General features: G+C 71.8%; 20 protein-coding genes and 2 pseudogenes. 9 read left to right on the top strand and 13 right to left on the bottom strand.

The features are described 5' to 3' along the window. Positions 1-36: 36 nt before the first annotated feature. From ACNF49_RS52030 to ACNF49_RS52040, 3 genes are all read left to right on the top strand, one after another. Positions 37-1,626 carry an acyl-CoA carboxylase subunit beta gene (locus tag ACNF49_RS52030; protein ID WP_357970030.1) on the top strand — a complete coding sequence of 530 codons (1,590 nt, stop codon included), beginning with the start codon at positions 37-39 and terminating at the stop codon, positions 1,624-1,626. Then, a complete protein-coding gene (locus ACNF49_RS52035; RefSeq protein ID WP_352361841.1) occupies positions 1,623-1,823 on the top strand; it encodes an acyl-CoA carboxylase subunit epsilon in 201 nt (66 codons plus the stop codon). The genes ACNF49_RS52030 and ACNF49_RS52035 overlap by 4 nt, the downstream gene beginning before the upstream one ends. 107 nt (positions 1,824-1,930) lie before the next feature. After that, entirely contained in the window at positions 1,931-2,872 is a 942-nt protein-coding gene (locus tag ACNF49_RS52040; protein WP_352321648.1) for an NYN domain-containing protein, read from the top strand. Here the strand turns inward: ACNF49_RS52040 and ACNF49_RS52045 are convergent. Further along, a complete protein-coding gene (locus tag ACNF49_RS52045) occupies positions 2,830-3,828 on the bottom strand; it encodes an ArsR/SmtB family transcription factor (protein ID WP_482942276.1) in 999 nt (332 codons plus the stop codon). The two genes, ACNF49_RS52040 and ACNF49_RS52045, sit on opposite strands and share 43 nt — an antisense overlap. 90 nt (positions 3,829-3,918) lie before the next feature. On the opposite strand from ACNF49_RS52045, the gene ACNF49_RS52050 reads away from it, so the two are divergent. The 6 genes and pseudogenes from ACNF49_RS52050 (at position 3,919) to ACNF49_RS52075 (ending at position 7,682) form a co-directional block, all read left to right on the top strand. Continuing rightward, positions 3,919-5,145 (top strand): MFS transporter, encoded by a 1,227-nt coding sequence (locus ACNF49_RS52050; RefSeq protein WP_482942277.1) that lies wholly within the window; start codon positions 3,919-3,921, stop codon positions 5,143-5,145. Positions 5,146-5,222: 77 nt separating this feature from the next. After that, positions 5,223-5,906 (top strand): annotated as a pseudogene (locus ACNF49_RS52055) (bifunctional transcriptional activator/DNA repair enzyme AdaA); the annotation flags it as partial. Positions 5,907-6,007: 101 nt separating this feature from the next. Beyond that, positions 6,008-6,112, top strand: a pseudogene (locus ACNF49_RS52060) (AlkA N-terminal domain-containing protein); the annotation flags it as partial. Between the two features lie 105 nt (positions 6,113-6,217). Then, a complete protein-coding gene (locus ACNF49_RS52065; RefSeq protein WP_482945697.1) occupies positions 6,218-6,625 on the top strand; it encodes a DNA-3-methyladenine glycosylase family protein in 408 nt (135 codons plus the stop codon). Beyond that, positions 6,622-7,131, top strand: a complete 510-nt coding sequence (locus ACNF49_RS52070) for a methylated-DNA--[protein]-cysteine S-methyltransferase (RefSeq protein WP_482942278.1) — start codon at positions 6,622-6,624, stop codon at positions 7,129-7,131. Before ACNF49_RS52065 ends, ACNF49_RS52070 begins: the two co-directional genes overlap by 4 nt. 119 nt (positions 7,132-7,250) lie before the next feature. Next, the gene (locus ACNF49_RS52075) at positions 7,251-7,682 is read left to right on the top strand and encodes a MarR family winged helix-turn-helix transcriptional regulator (RefSeq protein WP_482942279.1); all 432 of its coding nucleotides are present in this window, start codon (positions 7,251-7,253) and stop codon (positions 7,680-7,682) included. Between the two features lie 11 nt (positions 7,683-7,693). On the opposite strand, the gene ACNF49_RS52080 is transcribed toward ACNF49_RS52075, so the two are convergent. From ACNF49_RS52080 to ACNF49_RS52135, 12 genes are all read right to left on the bottom strand, one after another. Next, complete coding sequence (locus tag ACNF49_RS52080) at positions 7,694-8,626, bottom strand: hypothetical protein (protein WP_482942280.1); 933 nt, start codon at positions 8,624-8,626, stop codon at positions 7,694-7,696. Further along, positions 8,623-9,249, bottom strand: a complete 627-nt coding sequence (locus ACNF49_RS52085; protein WP_482942281.1) for a hypothetical protein — start codon at positions 9,247-9,249, stop codon at positions 8,623-8,625. Before ACNF49_RS52085 ends, ACNF49_RS52080 begins: the two co-directional genes overlap by 4 nt. Then, positions 9,246-11,984 carry an AfsR/SARP family transcriptional regulator gene (locus ACNF49_RS52090; protein ID WP_482942282.1) on the bottom strand — a complete coding sequence of 913 codons (2,739 nt, stop codon included), beginning with the start codon at positions 11,982-11,984 and terminating at the stop codon, positions 9,246-9,248. The genes ACNF49_RS52085 and ACNF49_RS52090 overlap by 4 nt, the downstream gene beginning before the upstream one ends. A 70-nt stretch (positions 11,985-12,054) precedes the next feature. Then, entirely contained in the window at positions 12,055-12,465 is a 411-nt protein-coding gene (locus ACNF49_RS52095) for an Rv3654c family TadE-like protein (protein ID WP_482942283.1), read from the bottom strand. Beyond that, complete coding sequence (locus ACNF49_RS52100; protein ID WP_357970002.1) at positions 12,462-12,857, bottom strand: TadE family protein; 396 nt, start codon at positions 12,855-12,857, stop codon at positions 12,462-12,464. Before ACNF49_RS52100 ends, ACNF49_RS52095 begins: the two co-directional genes overlap by 4 nt. Beyond that, complete coding sequence (locus ACNF49_RS52105; protein ID WP_357969999.1) at positions 12,854-13,276, bottom strand: TadE family protein; 423 nt, start codon at positions 13,274-13,276, stop codon at positions 12,854-12,856. Before ACNF49_RS52105 ends, ACNF49_RS52100 begins: the two co-directional genes overlap by 4 nt. Next, entirely contained in the window at positions 13,260-13,493 is a 234-nt protein-coding gene (locus tag ACNF49_RS52110; RefSeq protein WP_357969997.1) for a hypothetical protein, read from the bottom strand. Before ACNF49_RS52110 ends, ACNF49_RS52105 begins: the two co-directional genes overlap by 17 nt. After that, positions 13,493-14,413, bottom strand: a complete 921-nt coding sequence (locus ACNF49_RS52115) for a type II secretion system F family protein (RefSeq protein WP_482942284.1) — start codon at positions 14,411-14,413, stop codon at positions 13,493-13,495. Before ACNF49_RS52115 ends, ACNF49_RS52110 begins: the two co-directional genes overlap by 1 nt. Next, positions 14,406-15,254, bottom strand: a complete 849-nt coding sequence (locus ACNF49_RS52120; RefSeq protein WP_482942285.1) for a type II secretion system F family protein — start codon at positions 15,252-15,254, stop codon at positions 14,406-14,408. The genes ACNF49_RS52115 and ACNF49_RS52120 overlap by 8 nt, the downstream gene beginning before the upstream one ends. A gap of 2 nt (positions 15,255-15,256) precedes the next feature. Then, positions 15,257-16,552 (bottom strand): TadA family conjugal transfer-associated ATPase, encoded by a 1,296-nt coding sequence (locus ACNF49_RS52125; protein WP_482942286.1) that lies wholly within the window; start codon positions 16,550-16,552, stop codon positions 15,257-15,259. Beyond that, the gene (locus ACNF49_RS52130; RefSeq protein WP_357969990.1) at positions 16,549-17,265 is read right to left on the bottom strand and encodes a CpaE/TadZ family protein; all 717 of its coding nucleotides are present in this window, start codon (positions 17,263-17,265) and stop codon (positions 16,549-16,551) included. Before ACNF49_RS52130 ends, ACNF49_RS52125 begins: the two co-directional genes overlap by 4 nt. Position 17,266: 1 nt before the next feature. Continuing rightward, positions 17,267-17,944 (bottom strand): hypothetical protein, encoded by a 678-nt coding sequence (locus tag ACNF49_RS52135; RefSeq protein ID WP_357969987.1) that lies wholly within the window; start codon positions 17,942-17,944, stop codon positions 17,267-17,269. Between the last annotated feature and the right edge of the window lie 312 nt (positions 17,945-18,256).

Genomic DNA, 18,256 nt, shown 5'->3' on the forward strand with positions numbered 1-18,256 from the left:
GGATCCACTCTAGGAGGACGGGTTAGCCTAACGCGCATGAGCGCAGCCGCCGATCCCATGCCGGAGATGCCGGACATCCACACCACCGCGGGCAAGATCGCTGACCTGGAGCGAAGGCTCGACGAGGCCGTGCACGCCGGCTCGTCGTCGGCGGTGGACAAACAGCACGCCAAGGGCAAGATGACCGCGCGCGAGCGGGTGCTCGCGCTGCTCGACGAGGGCTCGTTCGTGGAGTTCGACGAGTTCGCCCGCCACCGGTCCACGATGTTCGGGCTGGAGAGGCGGCGGCCGTACGGCGACGGCGTCATCACCGGCCACGGCACGATCGACGGCCGCCAGGTCTGCGTGTTCTCCCAGGACGTCACCGTCTTCGGCGGCTCCCTCGGCGAGGTGTACGGCGAGAAGATCGTCAAGGTGCTCGACCTGGCGCTCAAGACCGGCTGCCCGATCATCGGCATCAACGAGGGCGGCGGCGCGCGCATCCAGGAGGGTGTGGTCGCGCTCGGACTCTACGCGGAGATCTTCAAGCGGAACGTGCACGCATCCGGCGTGATCCCGCAGATCTCGCTCATCATGGGCGCCGCGGCCGGCGGCCACGTCTACTCGCCCGCCCTGACCGACTTCGTGGTGATGGTGGACCAGACGTCCCACATGTTCATCACGGGCCCCGACGTGATCAAGACGGTGACCGGCGAGGAGGTCACGTTCGAGGAGCTGGGCGGGGCCCGCGCGCACAACACCAAGTCGGGCGTGGCCCACTACCAGGCCGCCGACGAGGAGGACGCCCTCGACTACGTCAAGGCGCTGCTGTCCTACCTGCCCTCCAACAACCTGGACGAGGCCCCGGCCTTCGCCGCCGCCGCCGATCTGGAGCCCGACCCCGAGCTCGACCTGGTGATCCCCGACTCCCCCAACCAGCCGTACGACATGCACCAGGTGATCGAGCACGTGCTCGACGACGGGGAGTTCCTGGAGGTCCACGCGCTCTTCGCGCCGAACATCGTGGTCGGCTACGGCCGCGTGGACGGCCAGCCGGTCGGGGTCGTCGCCAACCAACCGATGCATTTCGCCGGATGTCTGGATATCGACGCCTCCGAGAAGGCCGCCAGATTTATTCGAACTTGTGATGCCTTTAATATTCCGATCCTGACTTTTGTTGATGTACCGGGATTCCTCCCCGGCACCGATCAGGAATGGAACGGAATCATCCGCCGCGGCGCCAAGCTCCTGTACGCCTACGCCGAGGCCACGGTCCCGCTGGTCACGGTCATCACCCGCAAGGCGTACGGCGGCGCGTACGACGTCATGGGCTCCAAGCACCTCGGCGCGGACGTCAACCTCGCCTGGCCCACCGCCCAGATCGCGGTCATGGGCGCACAGGGCGCGGTCAACATCCTCTACCGGCGCGAACTGGCGGCCTCCGACGACCCCGACGCCGAGCGCGCCCGGCTCGTCACCGAGTACGAGGACACTTTGGCCAATCCGTACATCGCGGCCGAACGCGGCTATGTGGACTCGGTGATTCGGCCGTCCGAAACCCGGCCCCAAGTTGTCCGGGCACTTCGCGCGTTGCGTAACAAGAGAGCCTCGCTGCCGCCGAAGAAGCATGGGAACATTCCTCTATGAGCGACCACCTGCGCATAGTCCGCGGCGACGCCACGCCCGAGGAGATCGCGGCCGTGGTGGCCGTGCTCGCCACGCGCCGGAGCTCGTACGCCGAACCCGAGAGACCCCGTAGACAAACATGGCGAAACCCCGCTAGAGGTATGCGTAACCCTGGCCTGCCGGGGAAGGCGGCTTGGCGGATGAGCGCACTACCCTAGATAGATCCCGGGAATCGGGTGTCAAGTTCCCCGGGAGTTGGGACTATCTAGAGAAAGTAGGCGTATATAGTCAGCCGATCAACTAACACCGCGGCCTGGAGGACGACATGGCCATCCCAGACCTCATGCCGCATCCTGTGGCAGCCAAGTACGCCGTCCTAGTGGATGTCGGTTATCTCTACGCTGCGGCAGGTGAGGTGCTGCTCGGCGCGAAGGAACGCAAGGAATATCGGGTGGCCGCCGATGAGCTCATCCAGAGTCTACAGAAACATGCAGAGGAACGTATTTCCGGCGAACTTCTGCGGATCTATTGGTATGACGCCGCCCGCGACCGTGTGCCGACCGTCGACCAGCGTGTCATCGCGCAGCTCCCGTGGGTCAAGGTGCGCCTCGGCAACCTCAACGCCCGCGGCCAGCAGAAGGGCGTCGACGCGCAGATCAGGAGCGACCTGGAGGCGCTCGCCCGGCATCACGCGGTGACCGACACGATCCTGCTGGCGGGCGATGAGGACATGGTTCCGGCGGTCGAGGCGGCGCAGGCGTACGGCGTGCGCATCCACCTGTGGGGCGTCGAGCCGCCCTACGGCACCAACCAGGCCGAGCGCCTGGTGTGGGAGTCCGACACGGTGGAAGTGATCTCCGCCGATTTTCTGAGGCCCTTTTTCAGTCGCGCTCCGCAGCCGGTTGCGGTCACCCCGCCCGCCGCGGCTCCCTCGCCCGCCCAGGTGTTCGCCGGGCGCGCGCCGGTCAAGCCGCACGCCAAGCCCGGCCAGGTCGCCAAGCTGGGGCCCAGCCGTCCGCGCGTGGAGGACGTCGGCGAGCACGTCGCCCAGAAGTGGATACTCACCCGCGGCCGCGACAACATCCGCGACCTGCTGCCCGGCCCGATCCTGCCGACGGTGATCGACACCGAGCTGCTGATCGAGGCGGAGAAGGAGCTCGGGCACTCGCTGCGGCCCTACCCGGAGGCCCGGGTCTGGCTGCGTGACGGGTTCTGGGCGCGCGTCTACCGGGAGTTCGACCTGGGGGTGGGGGTCTCCTCCAAGTAGAGCAGCGTCTCGGCGACCGCCGTCCGGGCGTAGAGCACGTACCGGCCGGTGCGGTGCGCTGTGCACAGGCCGGCCTTGCGCAGCGCCGTCAGGTGCTGGTTGACGCCGGGCTCGGAGAGCCCGGCACGCTGGGCGAGGTCGCGCGTCGAGGCGGGCTGGTCCAGCTCGGCCAGCAGCCGGGCGCGCGTCCTGCCGAGCACGGCGGCCAGCGCCTCGGGCGGGTTCACCTCGCGGCGCTCCCAGAGCGTCGCGATGCCGCGCGGCGCGTAGCGCACGGTCGGCTGGTACGGCGGCGTCGTGACCGACAGGACCCGCGGCCAGGCGAACACGCACGGCACCAGCAGCAGCCCGAGCCCTCTCAGTGACCGGCGGCCGGACACGTACCGGTGCTCCAGCCGCAGCGTGCCGTCGTCCCAGGTGACGGTGTCGTCGAGGTCGGCCAGCATGCGCTGGGCGCCGCCCTCGGCCAGCAGCCGGGCCCGGTGCAGGATCTCGCCCTCCAGCAGCGACCTGATCCGCGGCCAGTACGGCGCCATCGCCGCCTCCCAGTAGCCGGCCACCTCCGCGGCCAGGCGTTCGAGGCCCTGTTCCGGGTCGTCGTAGAGGGCCTGCACCCGTTTCGTCCGGGGACCGCCGATGTGGTCCAGGTCCGTGCGGACCCGTGCGGCCGCGCCCCGCATCGTGGCGAGTTCCAGCTCCAGGTCCGGCATGGACGTCGAGGGCGGCGTGCAGGTGAAGCCGGCGATCGAGATGGTGGGCACCGGGACCAGGTCGGACAGCAGCCGCCAGTCCACGTCATGCAGGCGGCGGCGCACCTGGTCGGCCCAGGGACGCAGGAGCGGGTGCGCGGCCGGGTTCTTCACCACGCGCGCGCTGGCCACGACCTCGCCGAGCGGGGAGACGGCGAAGCGGATGTTGGCGATGTCGCGGGCGGTGAACGTCAGGTCGAGGGTCATTGAATTTGCTTGTCACTTAATCGATAGCGGCCTTGCCCGACATTTCAGCATCCTGCCGACATGTCAGCAACCTTGGCGGAAGCTCCGCTCTTGCGGCTTCGTGCGTTCCGCAACCTGTTCGTCGCCGGCACGGTCAGCCAGCTCGGCAGCCAGATCACCTACGTCGCCCTCCCCCTGCTCGCCGTGACCGCCCTCGGCGCGGGCGCGGGCGAGGTCGGGCTGCTCTCGGCGCTCGCCACGCTCACGGCCCTGGTGATCGGGCTGCCCGCCGGGGCGTGGGTGGACCGCGTCCGGCGGCGCCGCCTGATGATCGCGATGGACGCCGCACGGGCCGCGGCGCTGCTGTCGGTGCCGGTGGCCTGGTGGGCCGGGATGTTGTCCATGGCGCAGCTCTACGTGGTGACGGTGCTCGTGGGAGCGGGGTCGCTGCTGTTCGACGTGGCGTCCATGAGCATCGTGCCGGGGCTGGTCGGCCGCGAGCGCCTGACGTCGGCCAACTCGCTGCTCGTGGGCACGAGCGCGGGCATGGACGTCGCCGGACGCAGCCTCGCCGGGGTGCTGGCCCAGGTCGCGGGCGCGCCGCTGGCCGTGCTGCTGGACGCGCTGAGCTACCTGTGGTCGGCGGCCTGGCTGCGCGGCGTCCCCGAGCCGGCCCTCCCCCGGGACGGCTCGCCGGAGGCCGCGGAGTCCCTGCGCGCCCGGATCGCGGAGGGCGTGCGGTTCATCCTCGGCAACCGGGTGCTGGTCGCGGCCCTGGTCCAGGGCACGATGGCGAACCTGGCGTTCCCGCTCTGCTCGGTCCTGCTGCCGGTGCTCATCGTCGGGCGGCTCGGCTACCCGGAGTGGGTGCTCGGGGCTTACCTGGCGGTGGGCGGGCTCGGCGTGCTCGCCGGGTCGTCGTCGGCCCATCTGCTCGGCCGGCGCTTCGGCACGGGCCGCGCGGTGTGGGTGGTCAGCCTGGCCACCGCCCCGGCCGCGCTGGTGATCCCGTTCCTCGACGCCGGGCCGTGGCTGTGGGCCGCGGCGGCGGCGTGGTTCGTGCTGACGTTCCGTACCGGGGTGAACAACGTGCTGCTGGTGAGCCTGCGGCAGCGCGTCACGCCGGACCACCTGCTCGGCCGGATGACCGCCACCATGCGGTTGCTGCTGATGGGCGCGGTCGGCCTCGGCGGGCTGCTGGCGGGGCTGCTCGGGGAGCTGGTGGGGGTGCGCGCCTCGCTCTGGGCGGGTGCGGTGATCATGGCGGTGAGCTGGCTGCCGATCCACTTCTCAGCGCTTCGCCGATCAGGTCCGAATATCGCCGGTCGGCCGTACTGACCTGCTGACCTGCGTTTTCATGGTGAGGTCCGATTTCCGCCGGTCGGCACCCGCGGCCCGCGCATAGTCTCGGGGGCATGTCACCCCTAGAGCTCGACTTCGACTCCTGTTACCGGGCGGTCTCCGCCAGGGACTCCCGGTTCGACGGGCGCTTCTACACCGCGGTGACGACGACGCGCATCTACTGCCGGCCGATCTGCCCGGCGCGTACCCCCTCCTCCAGGAACGTGCGCTTCTACCGGCACGCGGCCTCGGCCGAGGCGGCCGGGTTCCGGCCGTGCAAACGCTGCCGTCCCGAGCTGTCGCCCGGCGATCCCGGCTGGGACCTGCGCGGCGACCTCGTCGGCCGGGCCCTGCGGCTGATCGACGACGGAGCCGCCGACGAGCGCGGCGTGGCCGGACTGGCCCGGCGGCTGCACATCACCGAACGCCACCTGCACCGGCTGTTCGTGGCCGAGCTGGGCGTCGGGCCGCTGGCCGTGGCCCGCACCAAGCGGCTCCTGCTGGCCAAGCAGCTCCTGACGGAGACCGGGCTGCCGGTCACCGAGGTGGCGTTCGCGGCCGGGTTCGGCAGCGTGCGGCAGTTCAACGCCACGATGCGGGAGACGTACGGCTTCACGCCCAGCGAGCTGCGCGCCACGGCCGGACGTCCGGCGGCGCCGCCCGAGCCCGAGGTCGCCGGGCCGGTCACGCTGAGGCTGCGGCTGCACCGCCGCGAGCCGTACGACGTGGCGGGCGTGTTCGGGTTCCTGACCTCGCGTGCCATTCCCGGCCTTGAGGTGGCCGGCCCGGAGTCGTACTCCAGGGTCGTGCCGGGCGGGACGATCACGCTCACCCCCGGCGGGACCACATCGCGCTCGACGTGGCCCTGGCCGACACCCGGCAGCTCGCCCGCATCGTCGCCCGCTGCCGCCGCCTGCTCGACCTGGACGCCGACCCCGACGCCATCGCCGAGGCGCTCGGCCAGACCTCGCTGGCCCCGCTCGTCGAGGCGCGGCCCGGACTGCGGGTGCCGGGCACGTTCGACGGCTTCGAGCTGGCCGTACGCGCCGTGGTCGGCCAGCAGATCTCGGTGGCCGGAGCCCGTACGCTGCTCGGCCGTATCGTCGCCAGGACCGGCGGCCCGCTCTTCCCCACCGCGGCCGAGCTGCGGGAGGCCGACCTGACGGGCCTCGGCCTGACCAACCGCAGGATCGCCACCCTCGCCGACCTGGCGGGCCGGGTCGCCGACGGCGACATCGACCTCGACGGCGGCCAGGACCCGGCCGAGGCCGTGTCCGAGCTGCTGAAGGTGCCCGGCATCGGCCCCTGGACCGCCAGCTACATCGCCCTGCGCGCCCTGCGCGACCCCGACGCCTGGCCCACGGGCGACCTCGTACTGAAGAAGCGCATGGCCGCCCTGGGCATCCCCGACGACCACATCGAACGGTGGCGGCCCTGGCGGGCCTACGCCGCCCTGCACCTCTGGAGCTCTTCATGATCACCGCTCAGGTCCTGCCGACGCCGATCGGCTCGCTGTCGCTGCTCACCCGCGAGGGCGTCCTCGTCGCGGGCGGCTTCACGGCCGACCCGGCGGAGATGTTCGTCCGCCTCACCCCGGTCCTGCAGGCGGAGGGCCTCGACGTGGTGGACGACCTCGGCGCCCCCGCCGAAGCCGTCCGGGCCTACTTCGACGGCGACCTCGACGCCCTGGACGCCGTCCCGGTCTCGCAGCCGGGCTCCCCCACCCGCAAGCGCCTGCACGAAGCGCTGCGCGAGGTCCGCGCGGGGACGACGGTCTCGTACGCCGAGCTGGCCCAGGCCGCCGGCCTCCCCCGTACCGCCGCCCGCGCCGCCGGATCCGCCTGCGCCCAGAACCTCATCGCCCCCTTCGTCCCCTGCCACCGCGTCCTGCCCAGCACGGGCGGCTACGGCGGGTACTACTACGGCGTCCCGGTCAAGGAATGGCTCCTCGCCCACGAAAGCGGACAAACGCCGATCTCCTAGCCGAGCCGGGTGGCGGCGTTGGCGGCATAGAATGGGGCTCATGCGACGTTAGACGGCGTAGGCATCATTTGCAGACGCCGACTAATCGTTGTCACGAGCACGAGGAGGAGGGGTTCCACATGCCTCTGGCCGACGACGCCGTGGAGGCGCGTGCCCAGGGGTGGCGCACCCTCGCCGCCCTGCACGCGAAGATCGAGGACAGGCTGGAGAAGGCGCTGCAGAAGGCGCACGACCTGAGCGTGAGCGAGTACACGGTGCTCGACGCCCTGGCCCGCCAGGACGGCTGGCACATGCGCATGCAGCAGCTCGCCCGCGCCGTCGTGCTCAGCCAGAGCGCCACCACCCGGCTGGTCACCCGGCTGGAGAAGCGCGGCCTGCTCAAGCGCTACCTGTGCGAGGACGACCGGCGCGGCATCTACTCCGAGGTCACCCCCGACGGCCGCGCCCTGCTGACCGCGGCGGGCCCGACGCACGACACCGTGCTGAAGGAGGTGCTGGCGGAGGCGGCCGGGCAGCCCGAGCTGGCACCGCTGGCCGCGGTGATCGCCTAGGCCGGCCGCCGCTAGGGCTTCACGTTGCTCTGGATCTCGCCGACCGGCACGTCCCGGGTCGCCCCCACCTCGACCGGCGCGAACTGGAACGGCACCGCGTCACCCGTCGTCTCCACCGGCCACGACGTGGTGACGGTGAGCCGGTACGCCTCGCGCGGCTGGTCGATCGAGGCCCGCAGGTAACGCACACCACAGGCGAACGAGGCCCCCTTGGCGTACGGGCGTCCGGCCGCCCCGCAACCCTCCTCGTGCACCTCCGCCCGGTCCTTCGCCGTACCCGGGTCGATCTTGATGCTCTTCAGCGTGGCCACGACGGTCACGCTCATGACGCCCGGGATCTCCGCGGTCACCGATCTGCGCCGCTCGCCCAGGCCCTCCAGCCAGACCCAGGTGGGCAGGTTGACGTAGCTCTTGGCGTCGGGGCTCAGTTTGATCGTGGGCTCGGGCACGGTCAGGGACGCCCTGGCGATCTCGGCGAGCTCCCGGATCGTGATCCCGGCGGGCGGCGTCGTGCCCGGCGGCACGAACACGAACGGGTCGAGCGCCGCGAAGCAGACCTGCCCCTTCGGGTCGGAGGCGTCGTACGCCGGGCCCCACCAGCGCCCGTCCTTGCCGACCTTGTCCTTGAACTGCTTGAGGAACTCCTGGAACCCCTCCTCGGACGCGTCCTTGGTGTACCTGAACCAGTAGTCGCGCAGGGCCTCCTGCGACTTCAGCATCTCGGCGCCCGTCATGCCGGGCTCGTACCAGCAGGGGCGCTTGAGGACGTATCCGTCCGCGCTGCCGCCCTTGGCGCCGTTGCCGGAGATGACGATCCTGGAGTTGCGCAGCTCGATCCCTCTGGTCCGGCCGTGCTCGATGGGGCTGCCGGCCGTCTCGCCGGGGTCGTCGAGCTGGCCCAGCAGCATCAGGGCCGCGGTGGCCAGCGAGATCACGCGGTTCATCGCGCGCATCCTTCCTTGTCATAGAGGAGTTCCCGGATCCGCCACACGCCGTCGTCGCCGCGGTGCGCGAGGGCCCTCTGGAGGTAGGGGGCGCGCATGATGGAGGGCTGGGGCGAGACGGCCTCGCCGCTGCTCGCGCTGACCACGCGTACCTTCGACTCGTCCACGCAGGTGTCGACCTGCGCGCCCTTGTCCAGGACCTTCGTGACCCGCAGGCCGTACAGCCTGGCGACGCCCTTCACCCTTCTGTCCTCCTCGGTGTACCGGCGTACTCCGTCATACGCCTGGCGCACCGCCTGGAGTTCGAGATCCAGATCCTTCAGGTATCGATCGCTTCCCGAGACCATCACCTTGCGGGAGGCGAGGTACCAGTCGGTGATGACGCGCATGAGCGGGTCGCGCCGGGCGGGCCAGTCGATGTCGACCCGCAGCTTCCCGCCGCCGACCTCGACCGTCTCGACGCCGGGCGCGTCGGCGGAGGGCCGCACCGAGCCCGCCGTCGAGGGCGCCGTCGCGGTCGCCCCGGCGGTCCCGGACGGGCCCGGCTGCGGCGTGTACGGCCGCTCGGCCTGCCCGCACCCCGCCACCAGCAGGACGAGCGCGACCACCGTCATACGTCTCATGCGGACGACTCCCTCACCACGTGGATGCGCCACGAGGGCAGCAGTTCCTCGATCAACGCCTCGGTCTCCGGGGCCATCCCGCCGCCGTACGGGTGGGAGGCGGCCCTGCGGGTCAGCACCTCGACCACGGCCCGCATGCGGACGGCGTCCCCGGTGGCGTGGGTGGCCCGCAGCAGGTCGCGCCAGAGCCCCTCGTCGTCGGTCGCCAGCAGCAACGCCGCGCGGACGGCCGCCACCGCCGCGTCCGGCTCGTCCTGGGCCAGCCGCAGCTCGCACAGCCGGTGGGCCGCGTCGGCCACGCCGGCCGCGACGTCGTACTCCAGGTCGTCGGCCGCCAGCCAGGCGTACCGGCCGGACGGGCGGTTGGCCAGGAGCGGGCCGCGTACCATGCCGAGCGCCTTCTCCAGCAGGACGGTGCGGGCCGTCGGGTCGTGCTGGGAGCGGCGGACCAGCTCGCGGAACAGGGCCCAGTCCGTACGGACCTCGGGGCCGAGCCTGAGCCGCCCGGCCTCGTCGACGTGCAGGTGCTCGGGGCCGAGCCAGTCGGCGACGCGGGCAATGGTGGCGTCCCTGACCATGGTCTGCACCCCGCGCGGCCACAACACGCCCCCGAGCACGACGGGGTGCACGCCGCCGGGATGCGTGGCCAGGTAGATCAGCAGCTCGGTGGCCAGCGCCATGCGGCCCTCTTCGAGGGGCGCGAGCCCGGCGATCTCGATCGGGCCGAGCATCCTGATCTCGACGGCGGGCGGGTGCAGGCCCTCCAGCGGCTCGGCCTCGGGACAGGCCTCGCCGTCGAGCCGTCCGGCGGTGCGGAAGAGGTCGACCAGCGCCTTGTAGTGGCGGCGCGGCAGGAGCTGGGCCTCGACCTCGAAGCCCAGCTCGGCGATGCGCGCCCGGCCGTCGTCGCCGATCTCCAGCGTCCAGGTGGCGTGCGGGACGTCGCCGGCCAGGACGTACCCGGCGGTGTCCCGGCGGGCCAGCAGCGCCAGGCGGCGGGCCTCCTCGTGCGTGGGCGCCACGGCCGACAGCAGGTAGTGGGCCTCGCGCGGGCTGCCGGAGACGCGTCCGGTGAGCACCTCCCTGCGCGGCGCGGCGGTCGCCTCCAGCTCGGGCAGCACCTCGGCCAGGCCGCCGACGGCCCTGATCCGGTCGGGGGCGATCGCGGTCAGCTCCTCGCCGAACCCGACGAGCGTGATGCGCATGCGGTCGGACCAGCGGTTGGTGGCCAGCTCGACGGCGAGCGCGGCCAGCGCCGCGGTGGTCTGCGGGCCGCGGATGTTGATCAGGCCCTGCGCGGCCTCCAGGTCGATCAGCACCCGGCCGCTCGCGTCCGTGCCGATCGAGACCAGCCCCGGGTACGGCGCGCCGCCCGCCTGCTCCTCCAGCAGGCGGCCTTCGTGGGCGGGCAGGCGCCACACCTGGCCGCCGTCCTGGGCCGTCCAGGGCTCGGGCGGGTCGTCGTCCGGTGGGTGGATCCACAGGTCGAGCGTGCGCGGGGACAGGTGGGCGCCGTAGACGGTGGGCGGGGTGCGGTGCTGGGCGGCCAGCTCGGCGCCGAGCAGCCGCAGCCCGATGTCGAGGATGCGCGCGCCCGGCGCGTCGCCGCCCAGCCTGAGCGCGACCTCGGCCTGGGCGGCGTCGTCGCGCGGCCGGACGATCCGGCGCCCGAACACCCGGCGCCACAACTGCTCCCGCCGCCTCCTGGCCAGCAGGGCCAGCAGCCCGGCGGCGGCCAGCGACGCCCCGGCCAGGTAGTCGATCAGGTCGAGGCTCTGGGCCTCCCTGATGGTGATCTCGGGCTGGTCCTGCCGGACGTCGGGCTTGCGGTGCCTGGCCTGGTCCTTCTCGCTCTTCTCGGTGCTCTTGCCCTCCGTGGCCTTCTTGGCGGCGTGCTGCCGGGCGTCGGGCTGGGCGCGGGTGTGGGCCACGCCGGGGTGCTCGCGCAACGTCTGCTCGCGGGACTGGCCGGTGGGGACGATGTGCACGTTCCTGGCGTCGTCCGGCATGTCGAGCACCCAGCCGGGCCTGATCAGGTCGGCCATGCGCAGGCGGGTGCCGTCCGGCTGCTCCTTGGCCTGGTTGAGTCGGTAGATTTCGGGATATCGGCGGCCGTCTCCCAGGCACTTCTCCGCGATCTCCCACAGGCTCTCGTGGTGCCGCCCGTGCGGGGGCTGCACGACGTACACCTTCTTGGTCTTGTGGGTCTCCAGCGTCTGCTCGACGATCGGCGCGGAGTAGGCGACCGCGGTCACCGGTGGCGCGGCGGGCGGCGCGGCCATCCGCGCGATGGGCGCGATCATGGCCCCGGCCGTGAACAGCAGCAGCACCGCGCCGACGAGCTTGTTGGCCAGCGCCTGCGTGCCGCCCGACAGCGGTACGCGGGCGGGCATCCCCACCCTTCGGACACCGGCGTACACCTCGACCAGCACGCACACGAAGAGCTGGAACCAGGCCAGCCACACCAGCAGCACCAGGACGGCCTGGATCGTGCTCGGCCCGGCCTCGGCGGTGAAGAAGCGCAGGTCGAGCATCTCGGACGTGACCGGCGGCCCGGCGAACATGAGCAGCGCGTACGGCACCCCGCCCACCAACGCCACCAGCGCCACCAGCGCGGCGAGCCCGGCGAGCACGTCGCCGAAGGTGCGCCTGGCCGGGATGCGCGCAGGCGGCCGCCTGGGCTGGTGCCGCCCCGGGGAACGCGCCGGCTCTCGCGTCGGCTCTCGCGTCGGCATCGCCGCTCCCTTCTTCCGTCCAGCGTCCTGCCTCGTGCGTTGCCCCGGCCACCGAGTGGCGGGAATCGGTCTACCTGGCTTCCGGGGCGGCCGTGGCCTCGCCGTTCATCTCCGAGCCCGGGAACCCGAGGGCCCCGAGGAAGAACGCCTCCCACCGCACCGAGACGCTGACCGTCACCTGCTGCTGCTCGACCGAGCAGGAGCCGCGGGCCACGCCGTCGCCGCCCTGGGCCGCGACGATCTCGTCGGCCCTGGCGCAGACCTGGCCCTCGTCCAGCAGGGCGACCTCGCCGCCGGTGCGCAGGCGGTCGACGTCGATCATGTCCGCGCCCGCCCGCGCGGCCTGCTCGGCGACGTCGGCGGCGCGCAGCCGGGCGTTGATCGCCGCGCCGCCGTCGACCAGCAGCCCGGCCAGGAGGAACACCACGACCGAGAAGAGCACGGTGAAGACCGACATGGACCCCCGCTCCCCCGCCTTCACGGCTCCCTCCTGACGAGCTGCTCCAGGGGCACCACGGCGGTGCCCGTCAGTCGCTTGGTGCCGCCGAACCCCAGGAAGCCGAGGTCGAGCTCGCAGGTCACCTCCGCCTGCACCTGGCCGCCCGCCTCCCAGGTGGATCCGTCCAGGTTCACGGCGGTGGCGCCGCACTTGTCGTCGAGCACGCTCTTGGCGGTGCTCTCCGCCGCGGCGCCGGCGTCGTCGAAACCACGCTGCACGGACGCCGCCCGCGCGGCGTCCCTGGCCGCCCCGTTGACCCGCCCCTGCGTCTCCACCAGCACCCCCGCCCCGACCAGGAACATGAGGAACAGCAGGAAGACGGGGGCGAGCATCACCGTCTCCACGGCCATCGAGCCCCGCTCGCCCGGCTTCATCGGCAGTCATCACCGCCGTTGTCGGGACGGAAGCACTCGATCGGCCCGCCCGCGGTAGCCGTGATCGTGAACGTGAGCGGCGGCAGCAGCGGCACGACCTGCACGGCGCTGCCCGTGACCGTGACGAAGCGCTGGTCGGGGTCGCGCTCGGAGGTGGTGGCCGCGGCGTTCTCCAGCAGCCGGGGGCCGACGGCCTTGACGATGTCGGTGGCCTTCGCCGTGGCCGCGCCCTGCCAGTCGCCCGAGTCGAACGGCGCCGACCTGGCCACCCGCGCGCCTTCCCTGGCCGCCGCCTCGGCGATCTGGCGACCGTGGAACCAGAGCGCGACCTGCACGACGAGGAGCGCGACCGCGAGGATGACCGGCATCAGCAACGCCAGCTCGATCACGGTCGCGCCCCGCTCACGAGTCTCCGCCACCACCGCCGCCGCCACCGCCGAACGTGCCCTGGATCTCGCTGGACTTCTGCTCGACCAGGGTCTTGATCAGCGTGGCCAGCCCGAGCGCGACGCCCGCGATGATGGCCGTGATGATCACCCATTCGACGGCGGAGGCGCCCCTGCTGGGCGCGGTGCGGGCGCGCTGGATCCGCACCCCCAGGTAGGCGGTGAGATAGACGATCCAGGGATGGTTCATCAGGCCCCCAACATCTTCATCGCGGCGGGAAAACTGAGAAAGATCACGAAACCGGCGCACAGGAGGAGCTGGGCCACGAGCATCGACTGCGAACGTTCGCCCGCGCGTCCCTCGATCTCGGCCAGTTCGCGTCGGCGCAAGGTGGCGGCCCTGGCGGTGAGCGAGGCGCGCACCTTGGCGCCGTCGTCGGCCACCAGGCCGAGCGCGGCCGACAGGTCGCGCAGCTCGTCGACGTTGATCTCCTCGCCGAGCTGGCCGAGCGCCTGCCACGGGGTGATGCCGACGATCCGGGCGCCGCCGAGCGCGTCGCGGATGCGGCCCATCGCCCAGTTGGGCTGCTCGCCGCTGACCGACACGGCCATCATCAGCGCCTCGGGCACGCCGCGCCCGCCCGCCAGGTTCATCGAGACCAGGTCGAGGAAGGCGCCCACGACGTGCCGGAAGTCGCGTCGCATGGCCGCGGCCTCCTTGCGGATCTGCAGGTCGGGCAGGAAGAAGAAGAGCAGCGCCACGAGCACGGCCGACCAGAACGGCACCGAGAACGACACGCCCCACCCCATGAGCGCCAGCCAGCCGAGCAGGATCGGGAAGGCCAGCAGGCCGCTCGCGGCGAGCAGCACCTTGGTGGCCAGGAACGCCTCGAACGAGCGTCCGAGCAGGGCCAGGTCGGACTTGACCGAGCGGGCCTCCCAGCCGCGGGCGCCGTAGAGGCGGGCCAGGCGGGCGCCGAGGCCGCGGCGGAAGGCGCTGACCTCCTCCTCGGGCAGCAGGAGCTGGATGCGCGGGGCGTCGGCGTCCTCGCGCACGGCGTCGAGCGCCAGCAGCCGCGCCACCAGCCCGGGACGGGCCGGGAACAACGCGCGTACCAGCACGAACAGGCCGAGACCGAGCACCGAGCCGGCCAGCACGCCCTCAACCATGGCCGCCTCCCCCCATCAGCAGCCGGGTCGGCTTGTCGAACCTGGCCAGCCGCCGCATCCACGCGAACCCGGCGCCGAACAGGCCGCCGACGACCACGAGCACGGCCTGGCCGAGGGCGGAGCCGTACTCGCTGACGTAGGCGGGGTTGAACAGGATGAGCAGCCCGGCGAAGACCAGCGCCGTGATCACCACGATCTGCACGCTGCGCCTGGTCGAGCGGCGCTCGGCCTCGACGCGGCGGCGCATGTCGAGCTCTTCGCGGGCCGAGACGGCGAGCGCGCCGAGCACGTCGCGCAGGCCGGGGCCGCGCAGCCGGGAGTTGAGGATGAGCGCGGCGATCACCAGGTCGGCCGAGGGGTCGTCGAGCTCGTCGGCGAAGCGGGACAGCGCCTCCGGCAGCGCCATCCGGGTGTGCAGGCGGTCGACCATGGCCCGCAGGTGGGGCCGGAGCGTGGGCGCGGCGGCCCTGATGGAGGACGGGATCGCCTGCTCCAGCCCGGCCGCCCCGGCGATGGTGTCGCGCAGCGACTCGGTCCAGGCGGCCAGCCCTTCCAGGCGGCGCATGGCGGCGCGTTCCTCGGCTGCGCCGCCGGACAGGCCGCGCCAGGCGAACACGAGCAGCACCGTGCCCACCGCCATGACCGGCCAGCCCGTGACCACCAGGACCAGGCCGGCGGCCACCGCGGCGACGGCGGTGCGGGTGGTGAGCATCTTGACGAGCGGTCGTCTGGGCTGGGACGGGCGGCGTCGCAGGCCGTACAGGGCGAGGAAGAACAGGAAGAGGCCGCCGCCGGCGGCCGCGCCCGCCACCATCGCGAGCGGGTCGAGGTCGAACGCCATCCTCACCAGCCTCCCGGGTTGTAGCCGTGGGCGACCAGCTCCTCCAGGCACGAGACCGGCGCGTGCGGGACGCCCGTGCCGTCGGGCCCTGGCGCGAACACCTCGCTCGACAACACGCGGCCGTCGCAGCCGTTGACCTCGCGGATGCTGGAGACGTAGCGGCGCAGGGTGCCGCCGACGTGGTAGTCGTTGCGCTTCTCGATGAAGACCACGAAGTCGATCGCGCCCGCGATGAGCATGTGGGTGGCATCGATGGGCAGGCGCTCGCCGGCCTGCAGGGCGTAGGTGGCGATGCGGTTGAAGACCTCCATGCTGGAGTTGGCGTGGATCGTGGACAACGAGCCGTCGTTGCCCTGGGTCATCGCGTTGAGCATGGTGACGATCTCGTCGCCCAGCACCTCGCCGACGATGACGCGGCTGGGGTTCATCCGCAGCGAGCGCCTGACCAGCTCGGCCATGGAGATCTCGCCCTGGCCCTCGGAGTTGGGCAGGCGCTGCTCGAAGGCGACCACGTTGGGATGGAGCTCGGGGAACTGGTCGAGGCCCAGCTCAAGAGCGCGTTCGACGGTGATCAGGCGCTCGCTGGGCGGGATCTCGTTGGCCAGCGCCCGCAGCAGGGTGGTCTTGCCGGCGTTGGTGGATCCGGCGATCATGAGGTTCTTGCGGGCCGCGACGGCCGCCGTCAGGAACCTCCCGATCTCCGGGCTGATCGTGCCGTTGCCGGTCAGGTCGGACAGGAAGACCTTGCCGAGGCGGGAGCGGCGGATCGACACGGCCGGGCGCACGGTGACGTCCATGACCGCGCTCAGCCGGGAGCCGTCGGGCAGCCGCAGGTCGAGCTGGGGGTTGGCGGTGTCGAACGGCCTGCTGGACAGCCCCGAGTACGCCGCCAGGATCTGGATCAGCTCGACCAGCTCGTCGTCGGACTCGGCGACCGGGTCGTGCATGAGCTCCCGGCCGTCGGCGTAGCTGACGAAGACGCGGTCGCAGCCGTTGATGTCGATGTTCTCGACCTCGGGGTCGTCGAGCAGCGGCTGGAGGCGGCCCACGCCGAACAGCGCGGCGTGGATGCCGGCCGCGAGGGCCTCCTCCTCCTCGATGGTGGGCGGCGTGCGGCCGAGGCCGATCTCGTTGCGCGCGTGCTCCTCCAGCACCTGCGAGATCAGCGCCCTGGCGAACTGGCGCTCGTCCTCGCCGGACATCGGCGGGACGCCGCTCGCCTGGTCGATCCGGCGCTGCTGGGCCAGCCGGTCGCCAACCTCCTGGCGGAAACGCTTGACGAGGGAATGGTCGATCATCGGTGGCTCACCAGCCTCGCGGCGAGGTCCCGGGCCGTACGGATGAGCAGGGACCGGTCGAGCCGGCCGCCCCACTGTCCGCGCAGCAGCTCGGCGCCCTTGGCATCGTGGGCCAGCCCGTGGACGAACTGGACGATGGGACCGACGATCCTGCGCACGTCTTCGATCGAGGCCCGGTAGTTGCGCGGGTCGGCGATCACGACGACGCCGTGCGCCTTGGTGATCTGGAGGCGTTCGCGCAGGTGGGCGACGTGGTCGAGGGTCGCCCTGGTGAGCAGGAGCACCTGCTCGGCCTCGGCGAGGAGGTCGGCGATCTGGGGGTGGGAGCCCAGGCGGCCGCAGTCGGCGATCACGTCGGCGTCGGGGATGGCGGCCAGCGACCTGCCCAGCGGGCCCCAGAGCCAGGTGAGCCCGGCAGCCTGCTCGCCGTGGGTGAGCCCGGCCAGCACGTCGAGCCCGCCGATGATCTTCTGCGTGTGCTGGTGGATCTGAGCGGGTTCGAGGCCCCGGCGGGCGGTCGCGCCGAGCGTGAGCAGGCCCTTGCCCGGGTTGAGCACGCCGCCGTCGGCGGCGGGCAGCCGGTAGGCGAGGTCGCCGCCGGCCGGGTCGCACTCGGCCAGCAGCACGGGCCGCGGCCACACCGCCGCGAGGGCGGTGGCCGCGGTGGTCACGCCGGGCGCGCCCTTGTCGGCGGCCAGAACGATCAGCGCCACGTCAGCGCGCTCCCGGGAGCTCGGCCACCGCGATCTCTCCGCTGGAGGCATAGGCGAGTATTTGCGGTGAGTCCGACGAATCGACGATCACGGTGATCTGCCCGGAATTACCGCCGGTCCGGTTCTTGTCGCCGGTGCTGAACACGAGCGCGCTCTCGGCGAGTACGCGGCTTTGCCCTTGAGCCGTCCGGTTCGGCACGTACACGACCTGGACGCGGTCGCCCTGTTGAATGCCGGCGGGCATTTGGCCAGGTTTGAGGGCGAGGCCGACGGTCGCCTTTCCCGGGCCCAGTTCGTCGCTGGCCTTGCTGCCCATCTGGTTGGTCAGCAGGGTGCCCGGCAGGATGGTGACCGCGGCGAAGCTGTCGATCACCTCTGACCGCCGGGACCAGGCGACGTAGTCGACACCCGTGTCCGAGGCGATCTTCACCTCTTCGAGCATGCCCTCGTCGAACTTCTGGCCCGCGCCGACCTGCTGGGTGATCCTGATGGCGGAGACGCGGTCGCCGCTGCGCAGCACGAGCAGCGTGGTGGCCAGCGCTCCGCCGAGTATGAGCAGGACCGCCAGCGCGGCGAGGGCCGGCTTGCGTTCGCGTGGGGGCACGGGGAGCTTGCGCGAGGCCGGGCCGGACAACCCCGCCGCCGCGTTGTCGGCGACAGGTTTTTCACTGGTCCTCATGGGTGGGGGGCTCCCATTGTGAAATGCGGAATTCACGCCCATTATGTGGGGCGGCCGGGTGGGGCGTGGGCGGAATGCGAGGACCCATGCTTGTTTCGCAGGTGGCGTGATGTCAACCCGGAATAATCAATGCCTATTGTCTCTACCAAGTTGACGAATACCGATTTATCGGCATGCTGGTCACAATTTTATCTTGAGTCGCAGTAATCACAGTTTTTTCATGCTTGATCGTGACGTTAGGCGCGCGGGTTATCCACAGAACCGCGTTCTCATGCCGGTGGCGTCAACCGGGACGCCTACTCTCGCTTCTGG

It is taken from the genome of Actinomadura sp. ATCC 39365 (assembly GCF_054392275.1).